Origin of the sequence: uncultured Methylibium sp. (assembly GCF_902826655.1) — a bacterium.
Taxonomy (GTDB): Bacteria; Pseudomonadota; Gammaproteobacteria; order Burkholderiales; family Burkholderiaceae_C; genus Methylibium.
The window spans coordinates 67057-77535 of sequence record NZ_CADEFR010000001.1 but is presented as its reverse complement, the minus strand read 5'-3'; the positions used below and the strand labels follow the sequence as shown (position 1 = coordinate 77535).

At 71.4% G+C, this 10479-nt stretch carries 12 protein-coding genes and 1 pseudogene (1 of these 13 only partly in view); 3 read left to right on the top strand and 10 right to left on the bottom strand.

Annotated features, from left to right (window positions below):
* From tolA to QZV97_RS00405, 7 genes and pseudogenes are all read right to left on the bottom strand, one after another.
* A pseudogene (gene tolA / locus QZV97_RS00435) lies at positions 1–316 on the bottom strand (cell envelope integrity protein TolA); it reaches 479 nt to the left of the window's first position.
* Positions 317–425: 109 nt separating this feature from the next.
* The gene (locus QZV97_RS00430; protein WP_295636548.1) at positions 426–854 is read right to left on the bottom strand and encodes an ExbD/TolR family protein; all 429 of its coding nucleotides are present in this window, start codon (positions 852–854) and stop codon (positions 426–428) included.
* An 83-nt stretch (positions 855–937) separates the two neighbouring features.
* A complete protein-coding gene (gene tolQ, locus QZV97_RS00425) occupies positions 938–1630 on the bottom strand; it encodes a protein TolQ (protein WP_295636544.1) in 693 nt (230 codons plus the stop codon).
* A complete protein-coding gene (ybgC, locus tag QZV97_RS00420) occupies positions 1627–2052 on the bottom strand; it encodes a tol-pal system-associated acyl-CoA thioesterase (protein WP_295636541.1) in 426 nt (141 codons plus the stop codon). The genes tolQ and ybgC overlap by 4 nt, the downstream gene beginning before the upstream one ends.
* Entirely contained in the window at positions 2052–2534 is a 483-nt protein-coding gene (locus tag QZV97_RS00415; protein WP_295636538.1) for a TssQ family T6SS-associated lipoprotein, read from the bottom strand. Before QZV97_RS00415 ends, ybgC begins: the two co-directional genes overlap by 1 nt.
* Complete coding sequence (locus QZV97_RS00410) at positions 2531–4018, bottom strand: serine/threonine-protein kinase (RefSeq protein ID WP_295636533.1); 1488 nt, start codon at positions 4016–4018, stop codon at positions 2531–2533. The genes QZV97_RS00415 and QZV97_RS00410 overlap by 4 nt, the downstream gene beginning before the upstream one ends.
* A 108-nt stretch (positions 4019–4126) precedes the next feature.
* On the bottom strand, positions 4127–5308 hold the full coding sequence (locus QZV97_RS00405) for a pyridoxal phosphate-dependent aminotransferase (protein ID WP_295636530.1): 1182 nt from the start codon (positions 5306–5308) through the stop codon (positions 4127–4129).
* 104 nt (positions 5309–5412) lie between these two features.
* On the opposite strand from QZV97_RS00405, the gene QZV97_RS00400 reads away from it, so the two are divergent.
* The 3 genes from QZV97_RS00400 to QZV97_RS00390 are packed head-to-tail and all read left to right on the top strand — an operon-like array spanning position 5413 to position 8332.
* A complete protein-coding gene (locus QZV97_RS00400; RefSeq protein WP_295636528.1) occupies positions 5413–6138 on the top strand; it encodes a hypothetical protein in 726 nt (241 codons plus the stop codon).
* A 23-nt stretch (positions 6139–6161) separates the two neighbouring features.
* A complete protein-coding gene (locus QZV97_RS00395; protein WP_295636524.1) occupies positions 6162–7157 on the top strand; it encodes a hypothetical protein in 996 nt (331 codons plus the stop codon).
* A 35-nt stretch (positions 7158–7192) separates the two neighbouring features.
* Entirely contained in the window at positions 7193–8332 is a 1140-nt protein-coding gene (locus QZV97_RS00390; RefSeq protein ID WP_295636521.1) for a hypothetical protein, read from the top strand.
* 24 nt (positions 8333–8356) lie between these two features.
* Here the strand turns inward: QZV97_RS00390 and nusB are convergent, their stop codons facing one another.
* Genes nusB through ribBA form a run of 3 tightly spaced genes read right to left on the bottom strand, consistent with a single transcriptional unit; the run spans position 8357 to position 10467 of the window.
* Positions 8357–8854: a transcription antitermination factor NusB gene (nusB, locus tag QZV97_RS00385; RefSeq protein ID WP_295636518.1), complete on the bottom strand. Its 498-nt coding sequence runs from the start codon at positions 8852–8854 to the stop codon at positions 8357–8359.
* On the bottom strand, positions 8851–9333 hold the full coding sequence (ribH, locus tag QZV97_RS00380; RefSeq protein WP_295636515.1) for a 6,7-dimethyl-8-ribityllumazine synthase: 483 nt from the start codon (positions 9331–9333) through the stop codon (positions 8851–8853). Before ribH ends, nusB begins: the two co-directional genes overlap by 4 nt.
* Before the next feature lie 24 nt (positions 9334–9357).
* The gene (gene ribBA, locus QZV97_RS00375; protein ID WP_295636512.1) at positions 9358–10467 is read right to left on the bottom strand and encodes a bifunctional 3,4-dihydroxy-2-butanone-4-phosphate synthase/GTP cyclohydrolase II; all 1110 of its coding nucleotides are present in this window, start codon (positions 10465–10467) and stop codon (positions 9358–9360) included.
* Between the last annotated feature and the right edge of the window lie 12 nt (positions 10468–10479).

Here is a 10479-nt window from a genome sequence, read left to right as displayed (position 1 = left end):
TCTCGCGCGCGGTCTCGGCGTGGCGGTGGGGTGGCGGCGGAGGCGGCGCGGCCTTGGGCGTGGGCTCGGGCCTGGGCGCAGGCTTCGGCGTGGGCTGGGGTGGTGTGGGCTCGGGCTCGACGGCGCGCGGCGCGGCCACCTGCGGCACCGCGGCCCACAGCTCGGCTTCGACGCCCGGCGGATCGTTGCTGCGCCAGCTGACGCCCAGACTCAGCGCCAGCACCAGCAGGACGTGCGCACCGATCGCCAGCAGCGCCGCGCGCGACAGCCCGCCCGGCGTGCGCGGCCTCAGATCGTCCAGCGTCGCCGCGTTCATGACGACCCCTCGGTGGTCGAGTACGCCCACCGATCCCCCGCGGGGATGCGGGCCGGCTTGGGAGCGGCCCGGCGCTCGGCCCGCTGGCGTGCTCCGACGGGCATCGGCATCAGGTCCCCGTCGCCTTGACGGCCAGCCCGACGCGCTGCACGCCGGCCTTCTGCAGCGTGTCCATCACCTTCACGACCTGCTCGTACTTGACGTTGCGGTCGGCGGCGATGATCACCGGCGTGTTGGCGCTGCCGCCCTGCAGCGTGCCGACGCGCGCGGCCAGGTCCTTCAGGCCGATGCGCGGCTGGTCCTTGCCGTCGACGCGCAGCCGCAGCTGCTCGTCGCTGCCGACGACGACCTCGATGACCTTGTCGGGCTGGCGCTTGGCCTGGCCGACGCTGGGCAGGTCGATGACGCTGGTCGAGATCAGCGGCGCGCTGACCATGAAGATGATCAGCAGCACCAGCATGACGTCGATGAACGGGACCATGTTGATCTCGTTGATCGTGCGGCGGCGCGAGCCGTGGCGGAGTGCGAGCTGGGCCATGTCAGTCCCGCCCGGCCGTCCGAAGGGGCTGACGCGCCCCCTCGGGGGGCAGTGAACGAAGTGAGCGTGGGGGCTTCTTCATTTCAATGAGCTCCGGCAGGCTGCCCGATGTTGCGCTGGAGGATGTTGGAGAACTCCTCGATGAAGGTCTCCATCTGGATCGCGATGCGGTCGATGTCGCGCGCGAAACGGTTGTAGGCCAGCACCGCCGGGATCGCGGCGAACAGGCCGATCGCGGTGGCGACCAGCGCCTCGGCGATGCCCGGGGCCACGGTCGCCAGCGTCACCTGCTGGATGTTCGACAGGCCGACGAAGGCATGCATGATTCCCCACACCGTGCCGAACAGGCCGACGTAGGGCGAGACCGACCCGACCGAGGCGAGGAAGCTCAGGTGCGACTCGACCGTGTCGAGCTCGCGCTGGAAGCTGGCGCGCATGGCGCGGCGCGCGCCGTCGAGCAGCGCGCCGGCATCGGCGACGCGCTTCTCGCGCAGCTTCAGGAACTCGCGCATGCCCGACGCGAAGATGCGCGTCATCGGGCCGGCGCGATCGGCCTTCTTGGAGGCGTCGGCATACAGGTCCTGCAGGTTCTGGCCGGACCAGAACTCGCGCTCGAAGCCTTCGTTGAGCGAGCGGATGCGCTTCAGGCCGAAGATCTTGCCGAAGATCACGGTCCAGCTGGCCAGCGAGACGATCAGCAGGGCCGCGACGACCAGCTGCACGACGAGGCTCGCGTGCAGCAGCAGCTGGACGATGGAAAGATCTTGTGAGTTCATGCGATGCGATCGAGGATGGAGATCGGAATGCGGCGTGGGCGGAAGGTTCCGCAGTCCACGCAGCCGATGCGGATCGTGCCTTCGGCCAGCAGCGTGTCGTCGCGCCAGCATTGCTGGCTGACCGTCAGGCTGGCCTGGCGCCGGTCCTGCGCGATCACCGTGACGTGCAGCCAGTCGTCCAGCCGCGCCGGACGCAGGTAGCGTACCGCGGTCGAGCTCACCACGAAGATCGTGCCCTCGTCCTGCTTGAGCTTCTCCTGCTCGACGCCGAGCGAGCGCAGCCATTCGGTGCGCGCGCGCTCGAAGAACTTGAGGTAGTTCGCATAGAAGACGATGCCGCCGGCGTCGGTGTCTTCCCAGTAGACGCGCAGCGCAAAGCCGAAGTCGGCGTCGGCGCGCCCGGGCACAAGCGCTGCGGGCATCAGCGCTTGCGCAGCGTGCGCCGGTAGACCGGACCCCACAGCGGGTGGCCGGCCTCGGCCTTGCCGAGCACGAAGGCCGGATCGGCCTCGCGCGCCGCGACGAAGGCGGCTTCGCACTGCTTCGTGCGCTTGCTGGTGCAGTAGATGAAGGCGAGCGTCTTGTGGGCCGCGGCCACGTCCTTCGGCGCGCTGAGGCCGGCCTTCAGCGCAGCATCGAGCTTCTGCTCGGCCAGCTTGTACTGGCCGTCGTCGTAGGCACGCAGGCCGGCCAGCAGGGCCTGCTCGGCGGCGCGCGAGCTCAACTCGACGACGCTGACCGGCGGTGGCGGCGGTGGAGGGGGGGGCGGCGGCTCGGGCGGCGGCGGGGGGGGCGGTGGCGCAGGAGGAGGGGGCGGCGCGAGCTGCGCGCAGCCTGCGGCCAGCAGCAGCGCGCCGAGCGCGGTGAGACGGCGGCGCAGCCGCTGGTCGGTGTGCATGCTCATTTGAAGCGGTGCCGCACGACGACCGGCGTGTCGGCCTCGACCACCACGGTCGTGGTGTAGGGCGCGAAGCCGCTGTTGCGCAGCGTGATGGTGTGCGAGCCCGCCGGCAGGGTCAGGCGGTTCAGCGGCGGCGTGATGCCGCGTGCGCTGCCGTCGACCTCGATCTCGGCCCAGGGGCTGACGGCGAGCTGCAGCACGCCGCTGGCGGCCACGGCCGGTGCCGCCGCGGCAGGGGCCGGCTCGGCCACCACGCCCGCTGCGGGCGCTGCGGGCGCTGCCGAGGCGACCGGCTCGACGGGCGGCGGTGCGACCACCGCGGCGACCGAGGCCGCGGGCGCCACGACCGGTGCCGCCGCGGCGATCTGGCCGTCCGACGAGGCGCGCGGCACGAGGTTCTGCCACAGGCCGAAGCCGATCAGGCCGACGCCGCACAGGCCCAGCACGCCGAGCGCGGCTCGCGGCCAGCGCCGCGCCACGGCGGGCGTGTCGTCCTCGCCCGACTGCAGTGCCTCGGGGTGAGCCTCCAGCCATTCGTGCAGCTCGCGCGACAGCGCACGCGCCGAGCGCGGCCGGTCGTCGGGCAGCTTGGACATGGCGCGTGCCGTGATGTCCGCCAGCTCGGCGGGCACGCTGGCCAGGACCTCGTCGGCGCGCGGCGGATTGAACTCGCACACCGCGCTGGTGATCGCGCCCAGGCTGTCGCCCTCGAAGGCGCGGTGCCCGCACAGCAGTTCGTAGAGCACCACGCCGACCGAGAACACGTCGGTGCGGCGATCGGTGGGCTCGAGCTTCACCTGCTCGGGCGCCATGTAATGGGGCGAGCCGCCGCTGGCGCCGGAGTTCTCGCGCGCGTGGGCGACGCTGGCGATGCCGAAGTCCAGCACCTTGGGCTGGGTGCGGCCGGTCATGAAGATATTGGCCGGCTTGATGTCGCGGTGCACGACACCCTTGCTGTGCGCATAGGCCAGCGCGTCGGCGACGCGGCGCATGATCAGCACCGCCTGGCCGATGCCCGGACGCCAGCCCTCGGCCATCAGCTGTCGCAGGTCCTTGCCCTTGAGCAGCTCCATCGCGATGTAGGCGCCCTGCGGGCTGAGGCCGGCATCGAACACCGTGACGATGTGCGGGTGGCTCAGGTGCGCCGCGGCGCGCGCCTCGTGCAGGAACATCGCGTTGAAGGGCTCGCGCGCGTCGGTCTCGAGCGGCGTGCGCATGCCGGCGGGCTGCAGGCTCAGCGTCTTGATCGCGACGCGCCGCGACAGCAGTGGGTCGTCGGCCGCGTAGACCGTGCCGAGGCCGCCGTCGCCGATGCGGTACTTGAGCGCATAGCGGCCGATCTGGCCGATGGTGGGCATGCCAACCGGATTGGGATCGGCCGGCAGGTCGCCCAGATCGGACATCAGGACGGTGTCTTCGATCTCGGCGTTGTCGATCGCCTGCTGCAACGAGCCGGGCGGCAGGGCCTGGGAGGGAGCGCTTTCCACGCGGGCGAGCTTAGACCATGCCATGGGGGGCCTCAACCAAGCCCGACACGGGGCACCGGCTCCCGTGGTAACGGCGTGTCACGATCGGCCCGGGGAGTGTGCAGATGCTCACGCCAGCACGCGTTTCAGTCGTGTGACAGCTGCCTCCAGCTCCGGCAGGCTGCTGGCGTAGGACAGGCGCAGCATGTGCTCGGCGTCGGCCCGGCCGAAGTCCCGGCCGGGGGTCAGCGCGACGTGGGCCGACTCCATCAGCCCGAAGGCGAAGTCCCAGCTGCTGGCGGCATGGGCCGAGCAGTCGGCCCAGGCGTAGAAGGCGCCGTCGGGCGCGACCGGCACCGGCAGGCCCAGCGCCTCGAGCGCCGGCACGATGTAGTCGCGGCGTGCCTTGAAGGCGGCACGCCGGCGCTCGTACTCGGCGATCGACTCGGGCTCGAAGCAGGCCAGCGCCGCATGCTGCGCCACGCTGGACGGGCAGATGAAGAGGTTCTGCGCCAGTTTCTCGATCGGGCCGACCAGCCCGGGCGGCAGCACCAGCCAGCCCAGTCGCCAGCCGGTCATGCTGAAGTACTTGGAGAAGCTGTTGATCGAGATCACGTCCTCGCCATGGGCCAGCGCGCTGTGGCCAAAGGCCTCGTCGTAGCTCAGGCCGAGATAGATCTCGTCGATCAGCGTGACGCCGCCGCGCGCCCGCACCGCCTGCACGATGCGGCCCAGCTCGTCGTGCGCGATGGAGGTGCCGGTGGGGTTGGACGGCGAGGCCAGCAGGACGCCGCGCGTGTGCGGACTCCAGGCGCGTTCCACCGCGGCGGCATCGAGCTGGTAGCGCTGCGCCGGCCCGCAGGGCAGCAGCACGGCGCGGGCGTCGGTCGCCGCGACGAAGTGACGGTTGCAGGGATAGCTCGGATCCGGCATCAGCACCTCGTCGCCGGCCTCGAACAGCGCGGTGCAGGCCAGCTGCAGGGCGGCCGAGGCGCCGGCCGTCACGACGATGCGCTCGTGCGCGACGTCGAGGCCGAAGCGTTGCGCGTACCAGCGGCTGAGCGCCTCCCGCAGCGCCGGCAGGCCGGTGGCCTGGGTGTACTGCGTGCGGCCTTCGGCCAGGCAGCGCTGTGCGGCTTCCAGCACCGGCGGGGGCGCCGTGAAGTCGGGTTCGCCGATGTTGAGGTAGATCATCGGCTCGCCGCCGCGCGCCGGATCGCAGGCCGGGCCGGCGCCGATGCGCGCCGCGGCCTTGGCGCACTCCATGACGTAGAACGGCTCGATCGATGCGAGGCGGCTGGCGAGTTTCAACGGGACGGCACCGGGAGGTGGTGGTTCGGACCGGTGGATTGTCGCCGCGTTGAAAGCCGCACCGCGCCCCGCTACGATCGGCGTACGAGAGCGGGGGAGACACGATGGGCTTGCAGGCGGGCCGATGCGGCGGGCGGCGGTCGGAGTGGCTGATCGGTGTGCTGCTGTGCGGCCTGTGCGCCTGGCAGCCGGCACGCGCGCAGTTCACCGAGGTGCCCGGCCACGGCTATCGCGAGGTCGTGAATCCGAAGCGCCCGGTCGGCGGCGCGATGGTCGTCGGCGTGAGTCTGGCCGGTGGCGCCCCGGGCCGGCAACTCAACGTGCTGCTGTCCGAGCGCGTCCAGGGCGGACAGCTGCGCGTCGAGATCGATACGCCCGACGGGCGCTTTCACGGCTCCGGGCTGTTCCTGGGTTCCGCGGAGACCGGGTGGGTCACCTTGAACCTGTTGCCGGAAGACCGCCGCAGCCAGCGCCCCGCCGAGGTGCCCGTGGACGAGCTGGCCATCGCCGTCCGTCTGGTGTCGGCCGAAGGGACGCTGGCGCTGCGGCCCTTGCTGGCCAGCTGGGGCCGCCCCGACGTGGCCGGCGGCCAGGGCACGGTCAGGTTGCACGTCAACAGCCGGCGGGCGGAGGTCCAGATCCGGGGTCGACCCGGCACCGAGGCCGCCAGGTGCCGGAAGGTGACCCAGGCGTCGGTGGTGCGGTTCGATGCGATCTGCGAGATCGACGTGAGCCAGATGGAGGTACTCGACGGCGGCCAGCGCCGCGCGACGCTGCTGCGTCGCGACGGCTTCTCGACCGAGTCCCAGGTGGTGGAGTTGCGGCTTTGAAGCCCGCCTTCGCGAGCTGAGCCGTGCTGTCGACTGCCCTCGGCCTGTGGAATCAGCTGCCGGCGCTCGCGCGTCTGGCCGTCGTGTGCGGAGGCGCCTACCTGTTCTCCCTGTGGGGTGCGTCCGGCCTGTCGGCCGATTCGACGTTCTCGGTGCGGGCCAGGACGCAAGCGCTGGTGCTGGAGGTCCCGTGCGACGGCAAGGGCCTCACCTGGGATCTGCCGGAAGGGCACATCGTCGCGCAGCCGGTGGCGGACCGACCCGCGACCGCACCGCCGAAGTTCGTCACGGTCAGGATGCTCGGCGGCGCTCGCGCCAGCATCACGGCCCGTGACGACGGCCGCTGGACCATGGCCTTCGACCGGTCGGACACGCTCGGCTGCGCGCCGGCGCCCGACTTCGTGACGGTGGTGACCGAGCAGGCGGCGCTGCCGCTGTCGAGCGAGGGCTATGCCTACGAGTCGGTGCCGGCCGCCGGGCGAGGTCCGGTGCCGCCCTGGCTGGTGAAGGGACGCATCCAGATCGGGGCCGAGTTGCAGTTCGGCGCGGGCCTCGGCACCGCCCTGGCGATGCCCATGCTGGCGTCCGGTCAGCTGCAGGCGCGCACGCCGGACCCCGGCACCGGCCAGCGGCGGCTGGTCTACGAGGAGGCGTTCGATCCCGGCAGCATGGTCGACACCCACGCCTGCCTGGACGAGTCGGCCGGCACGCTGGCGGACTGCGTGACGCGCTCGAACTCGGACGTGCAGGGCTTCGTCCAGCTGGCCCGCGGCGAGGGCGGCGACGGCGAGGCCGCCGGTGCGCCGACTTTCGATGTGCTGCTGATCGTCAAGGGCGCCGCCATCGGCGTTCGCGAGCAGGGGGCGGCACAGCGGACGGTTGGCGTCACGCGCTGGGTGCAGTTCTACACGACGCCCTGGGTCCAGATCTTCGCTTCGGTGGTGGCGACCCTGGCCACGCTCGTATGCGTCGTGCCGGTCTTCGGGGCGCGGGCAGGCCCCGGCGATCGAGCCGAGTGAGCACGGCCGTGTTTCTCTTCATGAAAGGTGATGGCGTGAACGGGGACATCGATGGCAAGTCGGCACGCCGCTGCGTGTGGGGCATCGTGGGGTTCGTCGCGGCCTGTTCGATGGCGCACGCGCAGCCCGTCGAGCTGCGGCAGGGCACGACGGCGGGGGCCGGCACGGCGTTCCGCCGCGGCGACGTGTGCGTGGTGCTGACGGCGGCCCACGTCACGCGGGACGACGGCAGCGAGATCGTCGTGCTGGACCGCACCGGCGGTCGCGCAACGGGACAGGTGAGCTACTCGAATCCGCAGTACGACGTGGCGCTGGTCACGCTGCAGCCCGGCTTCGCGGTCGCGTGCAACCAGCGCTGGCCCGACACGAGCTGGATGGCCTCGGCCAGCTGGAACAGCCGCGTCCAGCTAGACGCCGTGCGGCACTACCCGAACGGCCGCGAGTCGATCATCGGCCTGCGCTGGGCGGGCGGCACCGACAGCACGCTGAGCCTGGCTCGCGTCGACCGCATGGAGATCCGCGAGTCCGACAGCGGCAGCCTCGTGCGGCTCGGCGATCGCCCGGCGGGCATGGTCAAGCTGGTCGACACGGCGATCGACCGGGTCGAAGTGGTGCGATTCGATGTCATCGACCGCCTGGTGGGCGAACGCTTCCGCGGTGCTGCCGGCAATGCGCCGGTGGCCTTCGACGGCGTCTCGTGGCGCGGTCAGCGCCATCCGAACTGGACCACCTACGTCGCGTCCTGGCTGACCGAGAAAGCGCGCCGCCCGGTCGTCCCGGCCGGCGACCCGCAGGCTCGCTGCAACATCCGGGCTCAGGTCATCGACTGGGGTCAGAGCAATGTCGAGAACCCCAAGTACGCCGAACTGCAGACCAGTCTGCAGGGCTGCAAGACGAACATCCTGTTCCGCAAGTCCAACTCGGCGATCAAGTTCTGCGAGGACAGCCTGCGACAGTCGCTGTCCACGACCCCACGGGTCCTGCGCCGGCACTCGATCCAGCTCAATGTCGAGGCCCAGCCTCGCTCGGGGGCGATCCAGAGCAAGCTGCGGGCGCTGGAGTACAGCGAGCCGGCCGAGTCGGGACGCAGTCGTCCCGACGTCGAGCTCGAAGTGATGCAGGCGGCCTTCGCGACCGTCGCCAAGGACGTGCTCGGTACCGGCGTCTGCGAGTAGAGCCGGCGCCGGTCGCCAGCCGTCTCAGGCCTGACCGCGCCGCGCCGCCACCTCGACCGGCCGCAACTCGGCGGCGGCCTTGTCGAGCACGCCGTTGACGTACTTGTGGCCGTCGGTGCCGCCGAAGCTCTTGGCCAGCTCGACCGCCTCGTTGATCGCGACGCGGTAGGGGATGTCGATGCAGTTCTTCAGCTCGTAGGCACCGATCATCAGCACGCCGTGCTCGATCGGCGACAGCTCGGTGGTCTTGCGGTCGACGTGCCGGGCCAGCACCGCATCCAGCGTGGCGGCCTCGGCCAGGCAGCCGTGCAGCAGCGCGTCGAAGTGGGCCGAATCGGCCTGCTTGAAGCCGTCGAGCTCGCGCACGTGGGCATCGATCTCCGCCGCCTCGCTGCCGGCGATCAGCCACTGGTAGAGGCCTTGCAGCGCAAACTCGCGCGAGCGGCGGCGCGCCGACTTGGCGGCGGGCTTGCGACCGGCCGGCTTGGTCCGCGGCGCGGCGGAGGGATCGGCTTCGGTCAAGAGATCTCTTCCATCAGGTTGGCCATCTCGACCACCACGCGCGCGGCGTCGCGGCCTTTCTCGTCGACGCGCGCCCAGGCCTGGGCCTCGGTATCGACCGTAAGGATGGCGTTGGCGATCGGCGTCTCGTGGTCGAGCGAGACGCGGGTCACGCCGGCGCCGCTCTCGTTGGCCACCAGTTCGAAGTGGTAAGTCTCGCCGCGGATCACGCAGCCGATCGCCACGAGTGCGTCGAAGTCCTGGCGCCGTGCCATGGCCTGCAGCGCGATCGGCACTTCCAGCGCGCCGGGCACCGAGACGTGTTCGATGTACTTGGCGGCGACACCCAGCTCCTCGAGCTCGGCCAGGCAGGCCTGGGCGATGCGGTCGGTGATGGCGGCGTTGAAGCGCGCCTGCACGATGCCGATGCGCAGGCTGTCGCCTTCCAGCTCGGCCACCGTGTTGCCGAAGATCGTCGTGCCGGGATCAGCGCCTTGCATCTCAGCCTCGTTCCAGGGAAGTGTTCATTCGGCAGCGACGAAGCCGGTGACCTCGAGCCCGTAGCCGGCCATGCTGGGCATGCGGCGCGGGCTGCCGAGCAGCTTCATGCGATGCACGCCGAGCTCGCGCAGGATCTGAGCGCCGACGCCGTAGGTGCGCAGGTCCATCATGGGGCCGCGCGAGGCCTTGCCCGACGCCGCGGTCGCGTTGCCGTCGGCGGTGAGCTGCTGCAGCAGGCCCTCGCCGGCTTCGCCGCAATTGAGCAGCACGGCGACGCCGCGCTCGGCGGCGCGCAGCGCGGCCAGGGCCTTGGGCAGCGGCCACGAGTGCCCGCAGCGGCCGGCGTCCAGCAGGTCCAGCACCGACAGCGGCTCGTGCACGCGCACCAGCACTTCGTCGTCGGGCTTCCAGCGGCCGACCGACAGCGCCAGATGCAGGCCGCCCGAGCGGTCGCGGAAGGCGTGGCAGTCGAAGGGGCCTTGCGGCGTGACCAGCGGCCGCCCGGCGACCCGCGTGATCAGCGTCTCGTTGCGGCTGCGGTATTCGATCAGGTCGGCGATGGTGCCGATCTTGAGGCCGTGCTCGCGCGCGAAGACCTCGAGGTCCGGGAGGCGCGCCATGCTGCCGTCGTCCTTCATGATCTCGCAGATCACGGCGGCGGGCGTCAGCCCCGCCATCAACGCGAGGTCGCAGCCGGCCTCGGTGTGCCCGGCGCGCATCAGCACGCCGCCGTCCTGGGCCTGCAAGGGGAAGATGTGGCCCGGCTGGACCAGGTCGCTGGGCTTGGCGTCGCGGGCGACGGCCGCCTGCACCGTGCGCGCGCGGTCGGCGGCCGAGATGCCGGTGGTGACACCGGTCGCGGCTTCGATCGATACCGTGAAGGCCGTGCCGTGCTGGGTGCCGTTGCGCGCGGCCATCGGCGGCAGCTGGAGGCGCTCGCAGCGATCGCGCGTGAGGGTCAGGCAGATCAGGCCGCGGCCGAAACGTGCCATGAAGTTGACGGCCTCGGGCGTCACGTGGTCGGCCGCGAGCACGAGATCGCCTTCGTTCTCGCGGTCTTCCTCGTCGACGAGGATCACCATGCGGCCGGCGGCGAGCTCTGCAATCAGCTCGGGAACAGGGGAGATGGCCATGGCGCGATTGTA

What these genes read in the sequence shown, in the direction of transcription:
- QZV97_RS00430 (WP_295636548.1), bottom strand. Translation starts at nt 854, where the DNA reads ATGGCCCAGCTCGCACTCCGCCACGGCTCGCGCCGCCGCACGATCAAC.
- tolQ (WP_295636544.1), bottom strand. Translation starts at nt 1,630, where the DNA reads ATGAACTCACAAGATCTTTCCATCGTCCAGCTGCTGCTGCACGCGAGC.
- ybgC (WP_295636541.1), bottom strand. Translation starts at nt 2,052, where the DNA reads ATGCCCGCAGCGCTTGTGCCCGGGCGCGCCGACGCCGACTTCGGCTTT.
- QZV97_RS00415 (WP_295636538.1), bottom strand. Translation starts at nt 2,534, where the DNA reads ATGAGCATGCACACCGACCAGCGGCTGCGCCGCCGTCTCACCGCGCTC.
- QZV97_RS00400 (WP_295636528.1), top strand. Translation starts at nt 5,413, where the DNA reads ATGGGCTTGCAGGCGGGCCGATGCGGCGGGCGGCGGTCGGAGTGGCTG.
- ribH (WP_295636515.1), bottom strand. Translation starts at nt 9,333, where the DNA reads ATGCAAGGCGCTGATCCCGGCACGACGATCTTCGGCAACACGGTGGCC.
- ribBA (WP_295636512.1), bottom strand. Translation starts at nt 10,467, where the DNA reads ATGGCCATCTCCCCTGTTCCCGAGCTGATTGCAGAGCTCGCCGCCGGC.